Annotated in this window: 10 protein-coding genes and 1 tRNA gene; 4 read left to right on the top strand and 7 right to left on the bottom strand. The window is 33.4% G+C overall.

All coding sequences use genetic code 11. From position 1 onward, the window contains the following. Nucleotides 1-128 precede the first annotated feature (128 nt). A complete protein-coding gene (locus IPK88_17325; GenBank protein MBK8245191.1) occupies nt 129-5,240 on the bottom strand; it encodes a T9SS type A sorting domain-containing protein in 5,112 nt (1,703 codons plus the stop codon). 738 nt (nt 5,241-5,978) lie between these two features. Between IPK88_17325 and IPK88_17320 the strand changes: the two genes are divergently transcribed. Continuing rightward, nucleotides 5,979-7,307 (top strand): MATE family efflux transporter, encoded by a 1,329-nt coding sequence (locus IPK88_17320; GenBank protein ID MBK8245190.1) that lies wholly within the window; start codon nt 5,979-5,981, stop codon nt 7,305-7,307. A gap of 27 nt (nt 7,308-7,334) precedes the next feature. On the opposite strand, the gene IPK88_17315 is transcribed toward IPK88_17320, so the two are convergent. The 3 genes from IPK88_17315 to IPK88_17305 form a co-directional block, all read right to left on the bottom strand. Then, the gene (locus IPK88_17315) at nt 7,335-9,050 is read right to left on the bottom strand and encodes a T9SS type A sorting domain-containing protein (protein MBK8245189.1); all 1,716 of its coding nucleotides are present in this window, start codon (nt 9,048-9,050) and stop codon (nt 7,335-7,337) included. Nucleotides 9,051-9,276: 226 nt separating this feature from the next. Continuing rightward, the gene (locus IPK88_17310; protein MBK8245188.1) at nt 9,277-10,806 is read right to left on the bottom strand and encodes a T9SS type A sorting domain-containing protein; all 1,530 of its coding nucleotides are present in this window, start codon (nt 10,804-10,806) and stop codon (nt 9,277-9,279) included. Nucleotides 10,807-11,070: 264 nt separating this feature from the next. Continuing rightward, nucleotides 11,071-11,143 (bottom strand) — tRNA-Arg (locus IPK88_17305). A gap of 615 nt (nt 11,144-11,758) precedes the next feature. On the opposite strand from IPK88_17305, the gene IPK88_17300 reads away from it, so the two are divergent. Further along, on the top strand, nt 11,759-14,593 hold the full coding sequence (locus tag IPK88_17300; protein MBK8245187.1) for a leucine--tRNA ligase: 2,835 nt from the start codon (nt 11,759-11,761) through the stop codon (nt 14,591-14,593). 626 nt (nt 14,594-15,219) lie between these two features. Here IPK88_17300 and IPK88_17295 read toward each other — a convergent pair. Next, on the bottom strand, nt 15,220-17,541 hold the full coding sequence (locus IPK88_17295; GenBank protein MBK8245186.1) for a TonB-dependent receptor: 2,322 nt from the start codon (nt 17,539-17,541) through the stop codon (nt 15,220-15,222). Nucleotides 17,542-17,600: 59 nt separating this feature from the next. Between IPK88_17295 and IPK88_17290 the strand changes: the two genes are divergently transcribed. After that, nucleotides 17,601-18,365: a T9SS type A sorting domain-containing protein gene (locus IPK88_17290; protein MBK8245185.1), complete on the top strand. Its 765-nt coding sequence runs from the start codon at nt 17,601-17,603 to the stop codon at nt 18,363-18,365. A 45-nt stretch (nt 18,366-18,410) separates the two neighbouring features. On the opposite strand, the gene IPK88_17285 is transcribed toward IPK88_17290, so the two are convergent. Next, nucleotides 18,411-18,701 (bottom strand): DUF721 domain-containing protein, encoded by a 291-nt coding sequence (locus IPK88_17285; GenBank protein MBK8245184.1) that lies wholly within the window; start codon nt 18,699-18,701, stop codon nt 18,411-18,413. Then, nucleotides 18,688-19,797: a DNA replication and repair protein RecF gene (gene recF / locus IPK88_17280; protein MBK8245183.1), complete on the bottom strand. Its 1,110-nt coding sequence runs from the start codon at nt 19,795-19,797 to the stop codon at nt 18,688-18,690. The genes IPK88_17285 and recF overlap by 14 nt, the downstream gene beginning before the upstream one ends. Nucleotides 19,798-19,940: 143 nt before the next feature. Here recF and pdhA point away from each other — a divergent pair, with 143 nt between their 5' ends. Beyond that, on the top strand, nt 19,941-20,978 hold the full coding sequence (pdhA, locus tag IPK88_17275) for a pyruvate dehydrogenase (acetyl-transferring) E1 component subunit alpha (GenBank protein MBK8245182.1): 1,038 nt from the start codon (nt 19,941-19,943) through the stop codon (nt 20,976-20,978). The last annotated feature ends 103 nt before the right edge of the window (nt 20,979-21,081 follow it).

The following is a 21,081-nucleotide window of genomic DNA, read 5'->3' as shown; positions in this document are numbered from 1 at the left end:
TTGAATGTGAGTACAAAATAGTTCTTCTTAATACTGGTATAAAATTAAAAAAGCCTTGCTACGTTAAGCAAGGCTTTTTTTGAAAACTATAATAATTTATTTTTACCTAAATATTATGAATTAAATCATTATTCTAGGATGATCATTCGTTTAGTTGCAGTTTGATTCGCTGCATCTAATTGATAGTAGAACATTCCAGAAGTTGATAAATCATTGTGATTTACACTAACTGTATTTAATCCTTTTTGTCCTTTAACATTATAAATTCTATGAACTTTACCAGTTACATCATAGATCGTCAATGTAGCAGGAGATGCTTCAGGTAATCTGAAGGTAATCTCTGTAGCTTGTTGGAATGGGTTAGGTGAGTTTTGATACAATTCAAATACACCTGATGATGTAACTCCGTTTGAGCTACGAACATCTAAATTAACACCTTGAGTATTTAATTGTCCATCATATGCTTCTGCATAAGTAATATCACTTGATATGGTCAATGATTTACTAAGAGCTGCATTATGATTTGCTTTGAATACTAATGTGAATAACACATCTTTTTTGTCTACTGATATCGGATGGTTTGAATTCCAACTGGTTGTGATCATTCCATTTTCAACTTGGGTTAAACCAAAGTTTTCATTGGTTAATTGTAGTTCACCAGCTTCGATACCAACATATGATAATCCTAATTTATCAAAGTTGATGGTAAATTGGTATCCACTTACATTATTGAATTCATTAGATCTGAATGCAACTCTATAGGTTTCACCAGCTTTCATAAATGTTTCATCAACTTCAAAAGTTAAATTCTCATTTGTTCGTATTTGTACTCCTCCTTGTGCATTCGCTGCTGCTGAATGGTTTACATCACCCACTTTTACTGCTATAAAATTAGCTATATCAGATGGTGTTTTTAATCCCATTGTTTTGTCAGTAGTATAGTTCCAAGGTGATTTCGGATCTGCAAACGTAGTAGTAGTAGGAATAAAAATCCAGCTTGGTGATTTAGTGAAATTTGGAATTACACCAAGGATTAATTTTCTTGTCTCTGCTATGTCAGATGCAGTTATTGAATTCGTTTTATTGACGTCAGCTGCAATCAATTTGTATGGTGTATTTAATGTTTCAACACCTAATATATGTTTTTGCATCTTAACGATATCCGCAGTAGTAACACCGTTTAATGGATTGTCATTTCTTCCTGGTTTAATGGTGTAATCCTGAGGGAATGATAAGTCAGGGAAAGAATATGATCCATTGGTTCCAGTGAATCTATTTTTCAATAATTGACCGTTCATGTAAAGATCTACAGTCACGTTTGCTGCATTTGATCCTTCTTCAGTTTTTAATTCACCAGTAATTCCAGCTAATCCTGTAGGGTTTGGACAAACATTTTGGTTGTCTTGAATGATAACTATAGTTGTGCAATAGTCACGATTTCCTTCTTCATCTTCTACCCACATTTGAACTGGTATACGCAATTCATCACTTGCTTTTTCTTTAATGAAATCTGCGCAACAAACTCTAATGCTACGTTTAGCAGTATCGCCGTCGAAATAGAATTTCAATTTATCCTTAGGTGTACAATTGTCATAACTATTGAAATCTAAATCTTTAGCCCACACATCAACACATCCGGATGAAGGCATAGGAACAGTAATGATTCCAGTTAAGCAATATGGTGTTGGTGCTTTGCAATCTTTTATTTCAAATAAAGTTGAACAAGTTCCAATATTTCCACAACCATCTTCAACATACCAAGTGATTTTATGAATACCTATTGGATAAGTACCACTAGCATCAAAAGGATTATTTGGATCATCTGCAAATGGATTATTGTGATTTACTGGTTTGTCGCCTAATGAGAATTGACGTTTAGTTAATGTACCTACTGTGAAATCAATTGTTCCATTATTATATGCATCAATTTTGTATTCATGAGATAACCAATCAGCTGGTGTACATGAATCTACAGCAGTAGCAGTTAATCTGATATGTCCAACACATACTTTTAGTTTTGGATCAATCACAGCTGGTTCGCAAACACCAACATTACATGTAACTTCAGGTTTAACTTTGTCAGAGACTTTGATCACCTGAGTGAATTCCCAACGTCCGTGAGTAGGATCAATGTTTGGATCATATTGACACCAATCAATAACTACCCATCTTCTCAGAATTTTGTAGCACGCATCTGGTTCAATAGTGAATACTTCATCAAAAGGTTCAATTGCAATAAGAGCACAGTTGTGATCTTTTCCATTTAATATAACTGGTCTACCGGTAACACTAGGATCTGTGTCTGCTCCGCAACCATTTACGTGAGTTCCAAGTCCTTTGCAATCCGGCCAAACGATATCATCAGTTGTGTCGCAGAAATCTCTTGAAATATATAGAGGATCACAGTTAACTACCCAAATCGTTTGAGTTGCAGTAACCAAGATACCATTAGGACCTTGAGCCGAAAAAGTTCTTAAGATTCTTCCTTGTCCACATTCTCTTAAGTCATTAACTTTAATTGTTGGAGTAGTGCCACATGCAGATAATACATATCCATCAAAACCCCAAGTCAAGTCATACTTATTATCAGGATGCGCAGCATTAAATAAACTGTTATAGAAATCACATGCTTTATTTGGTGCAGGAACCACTTGGTTCGGAGCCAATTTAACGTAGCCCGGATATTTAGTATACGGATTTTCTTCGCAGAAATAGCTGCACACGACATCATTTGTAGAAACCTTTGTTCTCCAAGCAACATCATTTACTATTTTTCCAAAAGTAGCATCAGCAGGATCTGTGATTTTATTTAAATCAAACCAAAACTTACAACTTACAACAATATCAGGAGGAGCTACAACAGTAGGAATTCCTTTGTTCTGAACCTCAACTTCTATCATACAATCGCTGTATCTTCCAAATAAATCTCCACCAGAGTTCATTCTGCTTGGAGTAATTGGTCCAACTCCAGGATCAACATCAAATACTCTAAATACAACTCGTATTGAATTTCCTGCATCAGCGCAACAGAATTTTACATTGTCATCAAAGTAAGTTTGTGAACCAGTTAATTTAGAATCATCATCACCATTTGCTTTGTTACAAACAGTTGATTCTTTAGTGCTACCATTATTGGTACCATCTAGCTCGTCCATACGAATTGCCTTAAAATAAATATGGGGAGCGCAATTATCAAAAGACCCATTGTCAAATGAAGATGCAAATACTTTTGCTAAATTTTCACCAGGAGATTGAGTTCCTCCGATGGTAACTGTTGTTTTTTGAATACACACTGCATTTGGTGGCGTGTTATCTTGAACATCAATTACAATTAATTTTTCTGTAACATTACCACAGCAGTCTTCAGCAACAATATAGGCGTTTTGGATACCAAGAGGAAGATTTACCACAATATAACCTGTATTTTCATTACCCAATACAGTTCCATTCTCTACTCTAATAGTGTAATGTACTTCATTAGAGCAATTGTCAACTACGTAAGCAGGAGGAACGTCCCAACGGCCTTCGCATTTCCAAGGATCAGTATTGACAATTAAATTATCTGGATACAAGACATTAGGTCCTTCATCATCAATGACTTTGATGATTTGGCTATATTCGTCAATCTCACCAGTACACCAATCCAATAAGGTCCAAGTTCTTAATAACTTGTAACAACCAACCGGACCAGCATTACATCCTGGTTTAGAAACATCAATTCTTAAATCTTTAAATGTTATAGCTATATTAGAACAACCAACAGCAGATGGCTCACCTGTTCCTTCCCACATAACAATTTGATTAGCTGCCCAACAAGATTGAGGATCAGTGTGAGCAGGATAATAAATAGATTTAGGATTTGGGTGACCAGCATAAGCTCCTGATTCAATGCAATTCCAACCTAATAATTTAGGTACTCTAACACCAGTTGCATCAAAAATAGCTTTATCTAATAAATAATCATCAACACATTCAGGTGAAGGACGATAGTGAGCATTTGCATTAAATTTAGAATCATATTTTTCATCACAAACTAAATAGTGTGTATGATTTGGTAAAATTAATCCTGTGAAATTTAATGGTGGAACAACATCAGCTAAATCTCCTAAGTTAACAGTAATTGTTTGTACACAAGTAGATTTATTTCCGGTAGCATCAACAGCAGTCCATGTTCTGGTAATTATTCTGTCGAAACCAGCCTGGCAACCACCTTTAGTAATCAAGTCACTATAATTAACAGTAAATGCGCTACAAGCCTCATAAGCATTTGCTTCACCTGCTAATCCAAGTGGAGAAACGTCTTCAAGGCAGCTAAGCGTAATATCTCTAGGACAAGTTAATATTGGTGCTAATTTGTCTTCAACAAAAGCAGTTCCCCAACAATTATTTCCTGTTGACGGATCCGTAATGGTGATTTTTAATTTATGACCAATTTGTTTGAATCCAATTTGTGGATAATGCGTAATTGGATCAATGTCAATAATCGCATTTGTAACCCAGTCACGAACTACTACTGTAAAATCACCAGGGCAAGTAGAAGAAATATTTCCTTCTAAAACCATATCAGGTGTAACCGTAGCAATACAGTTTTCATCCAATGAAATCTGTATGTTATTGTTACATGCAATGGCACCATTATTGGCATCAATATTAATTCCGAATTCACCTACTGCAAATCCAACATTACCAGCTGGTATATTGACCGTAATTGTAGTCAATAAACAACTAGCACTTGTAGTATAAAACCCATAATATTGAGCTCCATTTGGTGTTGTAACTGGAATGGGACCAGAAGTTGTTCCGTCATTAGCAGTAGCGGTTAAATTCGCTGTACCAAAAGAATTTTTTTCCATATAGAAATAAAATCCTCTGGTATTAGCAGGCAAAGTAATCGTCATATTACCACCAATTAAGGAATAATAGACATCACCAGTGTAACCATGACTCCAATTGTTCCATCCAGCATTTATTTTGGCATGTGTCATTGGTCTTGAGAAATTAACAAGACTTGGACAATCATAGCTAACAGATGCTGAAGTCACTAAATCACCTAGCGTTCTAGGGTCATTTGGAAATGAAAACATCGGTAATCCACCAAGATTATTTGGTGGTGCTGCAGTCCCCGGGCTGCCATTAAACACAATACCGGCATTTAATTGCCAGCCAAGTGAAAAGAGGAAAAGAAAAAGAAAACTTCGGTGAAGTGTTCTTGAAAAACTTCGTAAGCATAGTTCAATCATACAATAAGATTTAATTTATAAAAAAATTTAACAACACAAAATTTCGAAATAAAAAAAATCACTTTCCCTCCGTGATAATTGGATTATCAGTTTCAGGAAAATGAGTTTTGTGAGTTGAGTTAAATTTAGTTATTGCATGAAGTCTGCACGTATCCAAGGTTAATTAGACCTTGTTTCTTTGGTCATTCTTTAAAGCAATGAATAGATGAACCTTTTGAAGTTCATTTCAAAATTGCTTTCCATTAATAGTAGAAGTAAGTGCTGGGAACGAATGATGAATACGAATAGTGAATCATCAAACAAACATGTGCAATTGCTTCTGTTACGCTGCAATATGCATACATGTGTCAAGAATAACCAAAATATAATTTACATATTTATATTGGTAATGCTTAAGTAAGGCGGTGACAAATGATAATACATATACACCCCTAAAAGTTTTTTAATATGAAAAAGTAATATATTAAATATGTACGTAATGAAAGATGTACCTATAGCTAGGTAGATTTACGTCAATTTGTAAAGTGGAGATTTTATTCTTTGTAACAGAAGCAATGATAGATTATTTCTCCGCTAATAGATAGAGTAAAAACTGTGCCAATTCTTAAGAATTCAATAATGATTCACTGTTATATGAAGGATATTTTTAAATGAATATATATAATATAGGTGGTGAATTGATTACAAATTTCAGATATATTTAATATATTCATTGCATTCTTGTATTTTTGCGAACTTATGCGGAATAGCTACTTTTTAAATAAGGATCAAACTCAATTATTGATATTGGCATTGCCTATTATTTTTGGTAATTTGTCTCAGATGATGCTTAATATCATTGATGCGTTAATGGTTGGTCAATTGGGTTATAAGGAACTTGCTGCATCTTCCTTAGTGAATAATATATTAGGCATTCCATTTGTAGCTTGCATTGGATTGACAACGGCTATTTCTCCAATTATTGCCGAATATAGGGGAAATATGAATCACAGTGCTAGTGGTCGATTTTTAAATAATGCTGTTTTTTCTGTGATTGTTATAAGTGTTTGTATAATATTTGGAATTCTTATTTTTGGAAATATTATATATGGATTAAGGCAAGATCCTGAAGTTGCTAGTTTAGGTAAGCCCTTTTTGAATTGGATGACCTGGTCTATACTACCTATGATTATCTATCTTTCAGTTAAACAATTTTATGATGGACTTGAACAAAATAGGTTTCCAATGATCGTTTCACTGGGTTCCATTTTTTTAAATACATTTTTAAATTATATTTTGGTATTTGGGCACTGGGGATTTCCGGCAATGGGCTTGGAGGGAAGTGGTATTGCGACTTTTATTACACGTTTAATCATGGTAATCGTATTACTGGTACATTTTTATCAATTTGTTCCATTTAAATCTTATGATATTTTTAATTGTAAATTATCAATTATGTTGATAAAAAAATTTTTAAAAATTTCTTTGCCGAGTAGTTGGCAATATACGAGTGAGATTGGAGCATTTGTTATTTTAGCAATTATTGTAGGTTGGTTTGGTGCTATTCAGCAAGCCGCACATCATATTGCAATTTCTATTGCTGCAGCTGCATTTATGATTTCTATGGGATTGTCAACGGCTGGTAGTATAAAAGTTGGACAGGCAATGGGGAGTGGTGATATATCATCGGCAAGGAAATTTGGTTTTAATGCATTGTTATTGGCTTTTTATTATGCAATATTTGTAGGGATTCTATTTGTTTTATTTCGAAATGTAATCCCTCAAGCTTTTACAAAAGAGCATGAAGTCATATGGATTGCTGGTCAGTTATTATTATTTGCAGCTGCATTCCAAATTTCTGATGCATTACAAGCTGTTGGTATTGGAATATTACGTGGAATGCAAGATGTTAAGCTACCTACTTTATATACCACACTAGCTTATTGGGGCATAGGGATTCCATTGGGTTACTTTTTGGCAAATACTTTGAAGTGGGAGGTATATGGTGTTTGGACGGGATTTATTGTATGCCTTACGGTTATGGCATTTTTACTTATAGCGCGGTTTAATAAAATTACACTCGGTTAAATAATGGAAGATTCCATTTGTAAAAATTTATTCTATGATTACTTTGTCAATATGCAAATCATTTCCATTTTTAGTCTGTAAAAAATAGATCCCTTTAGATAGAAATGTAAGATCAATATTTATGGATGTTTGATAAGTAGGATTAATGATCTTGTATTTAAGTTCTCCCAATACATTGAAGAAAAAAATTTCATGAATATTTTTGATATTACTTATTGTGAATTTTCCATGTGAAGGATTTGGTAAGATTGAAATTATTTTAGTTGCTGAATTTTTATTTGTATTTGTAGGAATGTGTCCAGATTTTCGTAATAGGAAAGCGCCAAAAGTTGGAAATGAAATAATTGGTTTTTGTTTTGAGCCAATTGCTTGAACAGCTGTATGGCCAATCATTGGAATAGTAATAGTTCCACTTCCATCATATGTTTTTGTAATTACGTCGTTATAATAATCTAAAGTATTTATAAGTTCGTATTGGTCCCCATTTTGAAGACCTGTGTTAGTAATGTTTACGGTTACTGAATTAGAGTTATCCCAATTATAAATGACAATATGTGATCGATCGGATTCATATTTATTTGGTAAAACAAAATAGCTTAATCCTGAAGTTGGTACAATGGGAATAAAATTATTTTGAGGATAATCTGCTTGTGTAAATCCCCATAGATATATGCCATAAACTGGTGGTATGCCTCCGATAATTTGATTGCCTTTTACTGAAGCATCAAAAATGGGTGTATTGTTGTGCCCTAGTCGGGTTTGACACATTAAGACATTACTATCCAATGTCATGTTTAATACACCATAATTGAGGCCAAAAGCATTAACCGATGGTCGGGGCATGGTTTGGTCAGCATAGGTGTAATTGTGCTTGATTACTGTGTTTCTTACTGGGTTGTTTTCACCATTTGCTACTACAAAAAAATTATGTGTTCTTGAATTATTGCCAACGCCACCTAAATTTTCAGAAGCAGCTCCACTATTAAATACGATGTTTCTTTGTATATCAAAATTACCTAAAGCTGCAGTTGTGGTTGTTTGCCAAACTTTTATTCCATAGCCGTAAGTATTAAAGATAATATTGTTGTGGATTAATTTGGTGCCGAAAGTATCATTTTGTAAATACATACCATGTCCATGGCCCTCTAAGTTTGTGCCGTTGAGCAGATTGTTTCCAATATGATAAATAATGCAACCATACGTCTCACTATTTTTTGCAGTCTTCCAACAATCTATGCCAGTACCTGTATCATGGATTATCATGTTAATGAATTTAATATTTTCAGCAGTGCATGTTATTCCACCGGGGATGTCATGGTTTCGGTCAGTCGAAGCTGTATTGGTTATTTCTAATCCCCAAAACCAAGTATAGCTACTATTTCCAAGGCCCACGTAAAGGCTATATAATAATTGGCCATCGATGGTTACACGTTCATTATTGTAATTTCTAAAAATAATGGGTGCATTTGCAGTGCCATTTGTTTTACAGTTAAAAGATGTTTGCGCATCATAGGTATTTGTATAAATGCCTCCTTTAAGCCAAACCGTATCTCCTGGATGTAATGCTGATGGATGATTTAAAGCAGTCTGGAAAGTCCAAGGATTACTGAAGCTACCGGTTCCAGTTATTTTTGCATTTGATGAAACATAAAAGCTTGAAGCTAGGAGCGGTGTTAGGCACATTGAAGTAGTAATAAGCAGGTATACTATTTTTGTCATATCAGGTTCAATATTTGTATGCATTTTTTAATTAGGCGCACCTCAGATTAATTTTAAACTAAGGTAATGAATACTTACTAAAAGTTTGAAAATACTATTGATTTTGTTTTATCATTACTTAAAAGGATGCAAAGTATAGTGTATTTTAAAGTTGTTATATTGATGAAATTTATTGGTCCTTAAAGTTAATGTAACCATAAAACAATAAAATAGTAAGAAAAAAAATTATGAAACAACTTTTAACTAAAGTTTAATCAATTATAACAAGTTTGTTGTTTGTGGAAATAATTTTATTGTCTTGTTTTAGGAGAATAAAATACAATCCAGTTTGTAAATTATCTCTATGAAAAGTAAATGTATGTCCAGAAATATGATTTATTTCCTTTACTTCTTGCCCATAAATATTGTTTATGCTTAAGGAAGCGTCGATTAATATTTCGTCTGAATGAATAGTTGTAATTGTAGAAAGAGGATTTGGGTAAATTTTTATTTCTGAATGTTTTACTGCTTTAGTACTTAATACAAAAGTGATACTGTTTTTAAATCTTGCTAAAACTATATTCCCCTGTGAGCTTGTTCCAAGACCAACAATTTTCTCATCATTTTGTTTAATAGTCAAAAATTTTCCATTTGATACTAATGTTGAAAGAAGAATGCCGTCATTATCAAATGTACTATCTAGGCTTCCATCTTTATTGTAACGTAGTAAGGAAATAAAACTTATTCCATAAGTGGAATTGTAACTATTACCTGACAAAATAATTTTATCGTCACTTAATATTGTCATTGAGTATGCATTATCATTACTCATACTTAGGTCTGTATATACCTTTCCATTGATGCCAAATGTGCTATCTAAGTTTCCATTTGAATTATACCGGACTAAAGCAAAATCATTATATGTATCAGGAGAAATAGTACAGCCTGCTACCAAAATTTTACCATCGTTTAAATAAACTACTGACTCTGTACCATCTCTATCATTTCCGATAGATGTAATAACTATTCCATTAATCCCAAAACTCTTGTCTAATGCACCATTAGTATTGAGACGAATTAATGTAAAATCAGAATGTAAACCAAAGGTAGTTCCTGCCACTAAAATTTTATTATCATCTTGAATAGTTAAAGAAGTAGTAAATGCAAATTCCATATTGAATAAAACAATTCCATCCTTTCCAAAAGTACTATCGAGGCTGCCATTCGTTTTATATCGTACTAATCCAATAAAATGATAGGGATTATTTGAAAGTAAACCGGTTATTACTATTTTACCATCATTTTGTATTCCTAAAGATTGTCCATATAAATTGTCCCCATTAATAGAAGTAATTACTTTCCCATTTATACCAAAGGTCGGATCCTGAATTCCATTTGTGTCATACCTGAAAATAATAATATGTGCTTCTGCAAAATCATTAATGTCAGTACCAACTGATATAATTTTACCATCCTTTTGAATTGCTAGAGAATTTGAAGATCCATGGGAATGCCATATTCTACCATCCTTTCCAAAAGTACTATCTATGGTGCCATTTGCATTGTATCGCAAAAGTACAAATCCACTAGTAAACTGATTATTTCCTGCCACTACAAATTTACCGTCGTTTTGTTTAACAATTGATGAACCAGCAAATTCTGTATTAATATATGTATAAACAACCCCATTTACACCAAAAGTAGAATCCAATGAACCATCCTGAGCTATTAAAGTAAATGGAAAGGCATAATGACAGGTAAGTATCAATATTGTTGCAAATAGTTGAATACTTGTTTTCATATTAGGCTTTGAAAAATGTACAGCTAAGATACCATTTATTTATGAGTATTTAACTTTATAATTTCACAGAATACAAACGCTTTTATAAACTGTTTTAGTTCAATCATAATAATATAAAAGTTAGGCCTTTAATGCCGCGGGACTTGATGCAACAAAAATCAAAAATATTTTAATCTAAACTAAAAATATAAACAATAAAGAGTGAAAAATGAAGTGACAATTTAATTTAAAATACTGAAAATCAATAATTTAATCAGGTCAAAGTGATCGGGGAAGGAATCGAACCCTCACCATCAGAGCCGAAATCTGATATTCTAATCCGTTGAACTACCCGACCAAATTCTTTTATTTTTCGAGGCTTTTTCACTAAATGAGTTAATAAAAATGCCTAACGTGCGGCAAAAGTAAGCATTCTTTATTAAATTTTCAAAAAAGATAAAATTCTTTATGATTTGATTTAATAAATAAAGTGTTTCGAGAGTATTCATCAAAAGTAATATTCTTGATTCAGGATATTGAATTTCATCATTTTGAATGTGAAGTATTAAACTTGTATTTATTGTATTAAAATAATGATTTTATTAATTAAAATGATTTGAATTAATTGAAATCTGATATAATTTTTTTTAAATGTTTCAGGTAAAATTTTAATCATCTATGTTATTTAGAGATAATAGTTTTCAAAACTTAAAATAGGATGATTTATTAATTAAATTTATTTCTTTTAAGTAATTTATTTTTTTGAATTTTAGACATGGAAGATTATATGAGAAAACCATTTTTAATGCTTTAAAAGTAGTTTGGATATTATATCGCACTAAATTTTATGCATTGGTTCTTTTGGCTTTTGTTGGTATCTTTTTTTGTTGGCTAAAGCCAAGTTACCAAGCAACTCGTGTTCATAAATGTCATTTGATTTTTTTTTCTTAAATTTGCAAAAAAATTAGGGAAGATGGAGTTTAAGCATCATGAAGTAGAAGAGCGGTGGAAGGCATACTGGATCCAGCATGGCACCAATAAAGTTGATAATGATTATTCAAAGCCCAAATATTATATTTTAGATATGTTTCCATACCCATCTGGATCTGGTCTGCATGTAGGGCATCCATTGGGTTATATTGCTTCGGATATTTTAGCACGATATTGGAAAATGAAAGGATATAATGTGTTGCATCCCATGGGTTTTGATGCATTTGGATTGCCTGCAGAACAATATGCTATACAGACAGGAATGCATCCTCGTCTATCAACAGAACTAAACATAGATCGATATCGGAAGCAACTCAACAATATTGGTATTAATTATGATTGGTCTAGAGAAGTAATTACCAGCGACCCTAATTATTATAAATGGACCCAATGGATTTTTATTCAATTGTTTAAATCTTATTATTGTACCATAGATCATAAAGCCAAACCAATTGAACAACTTATTTTACATTTTGAAAAATGGGGTAGTGAATCTTTGAACGCATTTACAAATGAACCTGTTCAATTTACTGCTAATGATTGGAAAAATAAATCAAATAAGGAGAGGGATGATATACTCATGAATTTTAGATTGGTATATCGCAAAAAAGGATTTGTGAATTGGTGTGAAGCATTAGGTACAGTACTTGCAAATGATGAGATCAAAGATGGTGTTTCTGAACGTGGTGGTCATCCTGTTGAGAAGAAGCCTATGATGCAATGGGCTATGAGAATTACGGCTTATGCTGAGCGATTATTAGCAGATTTAGATCATTTGCAATGGTCCGATTCATTAAAAGCTATGCAAAGAAATTGGATAGGAAAATCAGTTGGTGCACAAGTCCATTTCCAAGTCGAACATTTGAATGATTCCATTGAAGTATTTACAACAAGACCTGATACTATTTTTGGTGTTAGTTTTATTGTCCTGGCTCCTGAACATGAATTGGTCAAACGTATTACCACTTCAGAACAATTTGATGAGGTTGAACAATATCTATTATCTGTAACAAAAAAAACAGATCTCGAGCGACTTGCAGAAACTAAAATAGTAAATGGTGTTTTTTCCGGGTCTTATTGTATTCATCCTTTTTCTGGTAAGAGGATTCCAATCTGGATTGCAGAATATGTACTCATCGATTATGGGTCTGGAGCTATTATGGCTGTCCCAAGTCATGATTTAAGGGATCAGGCTTTTGCTTTAAAATTTGGCTTGCCATTATTACCAGTTTTAGATCAATCTGAATTTCCAAATGCTTCACCTGAAGAAAAAATGGGTATAATCATAAATTCTGATTTCTTGAATCAAATGAATGTTGCAGACGCAATTGATGCAGCCATTCTTCTAATTGAAGCCAAAAAAATAGGTAATCGAAAGTTGCAATATCGAATGCGAGATGCTAATTTTAGCCGCCAACGATATTGGGGAGAGCCATTTCCAGTTTATTTTGATTCGGAAGGTGTTTGTCACACTATTGATGAGTCTGAATTGCCATTGACACTACCAGAAATTGAAACCATAAAACCAGGCACTAATGGAAAATCTCCTATCGCAGATTGTGAAGAATGGGTGAATTATAGTCCAAATAAAATACGTGAAACAGACACCATGCCAGGATATGCTGGATCGAGTTGGTATTTTTTAAGATACATGGATCCGCATAATCAAGAAGCATTTGCAAGTAAAGAATCTTTGAATTATTGGCAAGATGTCGACTTCTATATTGGAGGAACAGAGCATGCTGTTGGCCATCTGATGTACTCCCGTTTTTGGCATAAATTTTTATATGATAGCGGTTATGTTCCAACAACAGAACCGTTTAAGAAATTGGTCAATCAAGGTATGATTCAAGGTGTTATTGAATCTATTTGTTTAATTAAAAATAGCCACCCACCTCATTTTATATCATCTGACATGTGTTCTGAATTTGAAATTGAGCAATTGGCTTTTATTCCGGTTCATGTCGATTTCGTTAGTAATTACGGCTCACCGGATTCACATCTTAGCGTTCAAGGGATACATAAATTTTGTTCTTGGTTAAGCGATTATAAAGATGCCATTTTTCAAAATACTTCCTTCCAAGGTAACCAAGATGTTTTGCCATCCGATTTTAAATTGAGCACTAAAAGTGAAGTAGGAAAAATGTCTAAACGATACCACAACGTTGTCAATCCTGATGATGTGGTTGACATGTATGGTGCAGATGTTTTTCGAATGTATGAAATGTTTCTTGGGCCTTTAGAAGATTCAAAACCTTGGGATACAAAAGGAATTACAGGTGTATCCGGATTTATTAAAAAATATTTTTCGTTGGTAGAAACGGTCATGCAAAATAATCATTCTAATTCCTCAGATCCAACTAAAGAAGAATTGATGGTATTACATACTTGTATTAAAAAGGTAAGTGCAGATATCGAACAAGTTTCATTTAATACTTCTGTAAGTGCCTTTATGATTTGTGTGAATGAGTTGCGCCGATTGAATTGCTCTAATAGACAAATATTAAAAACATTAAACGAATTATTGGCTCCATTCGCTCCTTTTATTACGGAAGAAGTTAATGCGATGTTAGGTGAACAAAGTTCTGTTCATCATTCGTCATATCCTATTGCAAATGAAGCCTATTTAGTTCGAGATACAGCCATGTACCCTGTGAGCGTCAATGGAAAAAAGAGATATGAATGGACTGTATCTAAATCCATTAGTGATGATGAGTTGAAGCAACAAGTATTGGAATTGGAGGAAATTAAAAAATGGATTGAAGGGCATGATATTAAGAAATTAATTTTTGTTCCGGGAGAGCGATCAATATTGTGATTTAGCTTTATCTAGTTTAGAAAACAAAAAACTCTTTGTTTTTGCATGCCACTTAACAATAAAAAAATTATACAAATGATCTGACGTTCTTTAAAGGTTTAATCCTACGTTTCTAGGAATGACTTTTTGTTCTTTTTTCATAAAAAAAAAGAACCAAAAATTCTAGCCTGAAAAGTCTAAGCTTTTTTAAATCCAACCCACCATCTTTCGATGTTCCTTCGCTTAATGAACTGTCGTTCATTACTTTGATAAATAATCAAAGTTCGCTCAGTCATACAGTTTTGAATTTTTACAATTTGATTACATTGTAACTTCCTCCATGCCTAAATATTTGGCTTCGAGGACTTCGCCAATTATTTAGGTTCACTTCACCAAATAACATCTCTATGTTATTTGGATCGTTCATCTTAAGGTCGATCCAAATTTCTATAACTACTTAATATTATATATTTTTCATCTAATTTAATTTGCGAACTTGCTCTGTGAATGATCATATTTTATTGAATTGTGCAAGAAGTTCTGATTTTAGTATTAATTATAACTTAGATGTAAAGTAGAAATTATAGAACTTGCTATATTAACAGTTTAATAGTGCAATATTTTCAATGCATATAGTGATAAGTTCATTACATCTTCCAAGTCAATCTGGCGCTTATATTTCTTGGTCCTTCCATTAATCCTGGTCTGATAGAGTAATCTTCATTCGTCAGATTATTGATGTTTATTTGGGCGGTTATTTTGCTGAATTGATATCCAATTCTAGTATCATATATTCTGTATCCAGTGTTGTGTTCATCGCGATATGATTTGATGCCTTTAAAGAAAGCTTCGCGTTCAAAAAGTTGATCTACAGCTATTGTATGGCTTGCATAATTGAAATTCACCCCTACAAAAAAGGAATGGTAATTGTATTCTATATCCATGCGGAATAGGTGCTTATTTCTATATTTCAAAATATTAATATTTGATGAAGATGCAAATGCATTCAGCTGAGCCCTTGTTGCACCAGAAGTTGCATTGATGGATAATTCTTTTCCAGTTAAATCCCATTCTTGAAAAAGGGGAATCAAATAGGTATATCCACCATTTACCAAAAATTTATGATGATTAACTTCTACAACTCCTTGTAAACTTAATTCAAGGCCTCTGATATAAGTATCACCAACATTTTGAGATTGAAATTTAGGAGCGAAGTTGACAAATATGAGTGAAAATTCCATCATGTCTTGATATTTTGAAGCAAACACGGATAGGTCTAATATGCCCTTGTAAAAGCCTAATTTAAATCCTTGCTTTATGCCTAATTCGTACGACTCTCCAAATTCAGATTTGAGATCAGGATTTGGAGTGATTTTTATAACACCAGCATTGGTTTCAATATATTTTTCTGCCAGCGTTGGGAATCTAAATCCTTGGCCCCAAGAACAACGTAAAAAGGTACTTTGTGCTAATTTTAAATTCGCTCCTAACCGATACACTGGACGATAATCAATACTTGGATTTTCTATAAGTTTATTGCCGACGAGTTGTGGCCCATTTAAACGATAATATTCGAATCGAATACCACCGCTAATGGTCAATCTATTAAATAATTTTTTTTCAACTTGCATATATGGTGCTAAATTCAAACTTCTGATTATGGTATCACTAAATAGTTTTGAATTGGTGTAGGAATAATTGCAAACCATCCCTGCAGAAAAATTGAATTGACTATGTTCAAATAGTTTATGAATTTGATAATCTAGAAACAAGTTTTCACTCTTATTGGATTGATTGTTGTCAGAACCATTTTCGATATGCATCCAACGGCTTAATAATTTGTGTTTGTAATGTTTTGAAGTAAAATATTGTAAACTTGGATCAACAGTAAATCTAAGTTTTTTAGAATGGCTAAAAGATGTGGTATCTCCTTCAAATAAACCTTTGTCTTTCCAGTAAAAATAACTGGAACTCATTCCTTGATTTAAATTAAGTCCTAATGAGACTAAAAAGCGGTCGTTTATCCTTCTGCGCACCAATGCATTGAATCTACCGAATTCATTATTGTGACCTTTGTTGTATCCCGTTTTATTGATGTAATATCCACCCAAATTATAATCCCAATTTCCAATTTTTTGTCGTCGAATGAAGGAGATGGCCAATTCACCCGGAGTGGTGTGTTCTGATCCTTCTTTTCCCCACCATTCGTTATTTGACTTAGGTTTGAAATAAATTTTTGGCATTAAACTGATAGCGGTATAGGGTTCAATGGATGGGTTTATTGTGCGAAAATGGATGACACCATTCATGGCTGCAGATCCATATAATGAAGATGCTGCTCCCTTCAAGATTTCTATTTGGCCAACTTGTTCCAATGGAATGTCATCCCAATTTGGAAAGCCTGCGTCAGGTTGTAAATAAGGCAAATCATCCATAATGAGCATCACCCGACTTCCTGCCCCATAACTAAATCCAGAACCACCTCTTATGTTAGCCTGACCATCGATGATTTGAACCCCTGGAACACGATCTAAGACTTGTTGTATTGAAGTGCTATTTAGTTTTTCCGGCGTATTAGGTTTAAGTACATCAATCGATATGGTTGATTCGCTTATGGGTACTTCATATTTGGAAGTACTGATGACAGCCGTTTGTAATATAATATTGGTTTCTTTTAGAGAAATATTGAGTATGATTTTGTCAGAGTCTAATACAGCAATTTTTTTTCTTACGATTTCATAGCCGGGATAAGTAAATAAGATTTCATGTGACCCTGAGGAAATTTCAAGCAGATAAGAGCCATCTGGTAAAGATGAAGTTCCTTGACTATTGATTTGTATGATCACACCACTCAGAGGCATACCATTAGCTGCATCGTTGATCATTCCTTGAATTGTTGCTTGTCCTTGTAGTTGTATCAAAAAAGAGCAAATAATAATGATGCAAATAAATATTTTTGTAGTTTTCATATGAATACTTCGATTGAATTCTCAATAAGCAGTAACTTGCGGTACAAAATAAATGATTTATGCGACAATTATACTGCTTTTTAATACTTTGTATCAGTTTTAATTTAAGTTATAGCCAAGTTTGCGTGCCTGATTCTATATACAGGGATTCTTCCGCTGGTGTCTATCCAAAGCCAATTACAGCAGACAGACCAAACGGTGGAATTTCAAAAAAGGCATGTATAAACAAACCTTATGATTTTACTATGACCGTAATTATTCCAGATACTTTAACTATACCTGGTATTCCTTTTCTAATCAATCTGGAATATGCTAAAATCAATCCAACTGGTGCTATTAGTAATTTGCCAGTAGGTATTAGTTATGAATGCAACCCCCCTGATTGTAAATTTCTTAAAAAAACCCAAGGATGTATTATATTAAAAGGGACGCCAACCAGTGCCAATACGCCCAAGGATTATAAGCCCATCATTATGCTTACCATGGGCACCTCCTTTGGTCCAATTGATATCAGTTATCCAGGTGCACAGTTTCCCGGCGAATATATCTTGACTTTATTAGATGAGTCCTGTAGTGTAGCTTCAAAAGATATATACTTAAAGAATAATGCTTGGTATCCAAATCCATGTGAAGGATTTTTATTCAATCCATCTAATCGTGTGGAACAGGTAAAATTAATTAATAGTCAGGGACAATTAGTTCAGCTAGAACATCAAATCAATGGTGGATTAGAATTTAATCATGCATTGCCAAATGGAGTATATTTATTAATGTGGCAAGATGGAGATTTAAAATTGTCACAAAGGATTATGTTGATTAGATAATCTCAAATAAATAGTAATCAGTTAATCCTTAATTAATTTATTTTACTATCTAAATTCTAATTCTTCAATGACGAATTCTTTCAGGTTGGCATTCATTTGATCAAGGATTTTATTTTTATTTAAGAGTAGCTCTTTTTTTAATACGGATGAGTTTATGTAGATACTTACTTTATTTTGTTTTACATAAATTTTAGTGGTGTGATCTTTGACCAATGAGCTGTAAAGTTGAAGCCAAACGGTTTCAATTTTCTTCATGGCCAATTTATCTTTAAAGGCAGTTTGTTCTGAAAATGCCTTGAGCACCTCTGAAATGGGTTGATCGTTATTTCGTTTCATGTAAAGCTAAATTACCATCATTGATTTGAAAAATTTGACTTTCTACAGATATTTTTTTGATCAATTGTTGGGCTCGATCTAAATGGGTGTCTGTGATAAAACATTGTCCTGTATGTTCTGCTTCAAGCAAAAATAGTAATTGTTGAACTCTAGCGCTATCCATTTTTGAAAATAAATCATCTAATATTAATATGGGTTTCTTTCCGGAGAATTGGAACAGAAATTTATATTGAGCTAATCTTAAAGCAAGCAAAAACGTTTTAATTTGGCCTTGTGAACCAAATTGTCTTAATGGCTTTTCATTGAAAAAGGGTTCTAATTGATCTTTATGGATCCCAGCATTAGTTCGTTGGGTATAAAAGTCTTTGTCCCTTTGTGTGGCCCATAAGATACCAAGATCCTGGCTGGCGTCAGATTCAAATGTTATAGTTGAACCTTGTTTGTTTTGACTGATTTTGTTAGAATAGGAAGCAAGCATTGGGCCAATGTCTTCAATAAATTGTTTTCGTTTGTTGTAAATGTATTGTGCTGCAATCAACAGACCTTGTTCATAAATTTCTAATAATTGATCATCTCGGCGGTTGGATTGTTTCATCAATTTCAAAGCAGCATTTCTTTGCTTTAAAATTCTATTATAAGTGTTTAAATGTTGAAGATATTCTGAATCAATTTGGACCAATGTTTGATCCATAAATTTTCTTCGATCATCGGAATGATGGATAAATGTAAAAACATCATCCGGCACTATCATTACTACTGGAATTTTACCAATATGTTCAGATGCCTTGGTATAAATTTTATCATCCCAACTCAGTTCTTTTATGGATTGAGGTTTGTATTTAATAATAAGTTGATGCGTTTTATCTTGGTTTATGAAATCGGCTTCCAATCTAAAAAAATCAGTATTGTGCTGAACTACTAATTTATCTGATGCCTGAAAAAAACTTTTGCTCAGACAGGCATAATAGATGGCGTCCATAATATTTGTTTTGCCAACACCATTATTTCCAATAATAAAGTTGAATCCTGGCCCAATGGTCAAGGAAAGATCAGAGATATTCTTGAATTGTAAAAGTTTTAGTCGACTTAAGTACATGATGATTTTAGAGAAGCTCAAATGTACAAGAATTGAGCTTTAATAGTTCAAAGAAATGCGCGTTTCTAATTCAGAATCAATACTTAGAAATATTTATTTGATTTCAGTCATAACATGATGTATTTTTGGGCTAAAATTGAGTTATGGCATCAACAGTAACGGCTAAGTCTCCAAAAATTAAGGCATCTATTGAATCTCAATACAGTAAAGAAACCTGGTTGAAATGGTATGAGACCATGCTGAGAATCAGAAAATTCGAAGAAAAAACCTTAATGATGTATTCATTGCAAAAAATAAGAGGTTTTTGTCATGTTTACATAGGTCAGGAAGCTATTGCTGCAGGATTGGTCACTGGGATTAAAACAGAAGATGCCTTGGTAACAGCGTATAGACAACATGGAATAGCTTTATCCAGAGGGCTTTCAGCTGCATCTTGTATGGCTGAATTATTCGGTAAAGAAACCGGATGTGTTAAAGGAAAAGGCGGATCAATGCATTTCTTTTCAAAGGAACACCGTTTTTTTGGTGGAAATGGAATAGTTGGAGCTCAGATACCTATTGGAACCGGTATTGCTTTTGCGGAAAAATATAGGGAAACCGGACTTTTATGCGTTACCATGTTTGGTGATGGTGCAGCACGACAAGGCGCTCTTTATGAATCATTTAACATGGCTATGCTATGGAAACTACCGGTGATTTATATCGTTGAAAATAATGGATATGCCATGGGGACTAGTGTGGATCGCACCAGTAATGTACACGAGTTATATAAGATTGGATTGGCTTTCGACATGCCTTCAGAATCGGTAGATGGAATGGATCCGGTTGCGGTTCATGAAGCTGTTTCAAAGGCAGCTTCTCATTGCAGGTCTGGATCTGGACCCTATTTCTTAGAAATTAAGACCTACAGGTATCGTGGGCACTCAGTATCAGATCCAGGCAATTATAGATCTAAAGAAGAGGTGGAGCATTACAAAACGCTGGATCCTGTATTGGTAACGGAATCACGTATTTTGGCACATAAAATCGCAACTCAGGATGAAATAGTAGCTATTCAAGAGGCTATTCAGCATGAAATAGATGATGCTGTTAAGTTTGCTGAAGAATCGGCATTTCCGGCACCTGAATCATTATATGATGATAATTATGTGCAGAAGGACTACCCGTATATCAAGGATTAATAAGACTAAGTACCAAATTAAAGGCTTATTTTATTAATATATGATGAAAACTAGTATATTATTGATGTTTTCATATTATTTTTGCACGGTTTTTTAAAAAAAG

It is taken from the genome of Candidatus Defluviibacterium haderslevense, assembly GCA_016712225.1.
Classification (GTDB): Bacteria; Bacteroidota; Bacteroidia; order Chitinophagales; family Saprospiraceae; genus Vicinibacter; species Vicinibacter haderslevensis.
The sequence above is the reverse complement of the archived record's forward strand: the minus strand, read 5'-3'. Positions and strand labels throughout refer to the sequence as shown.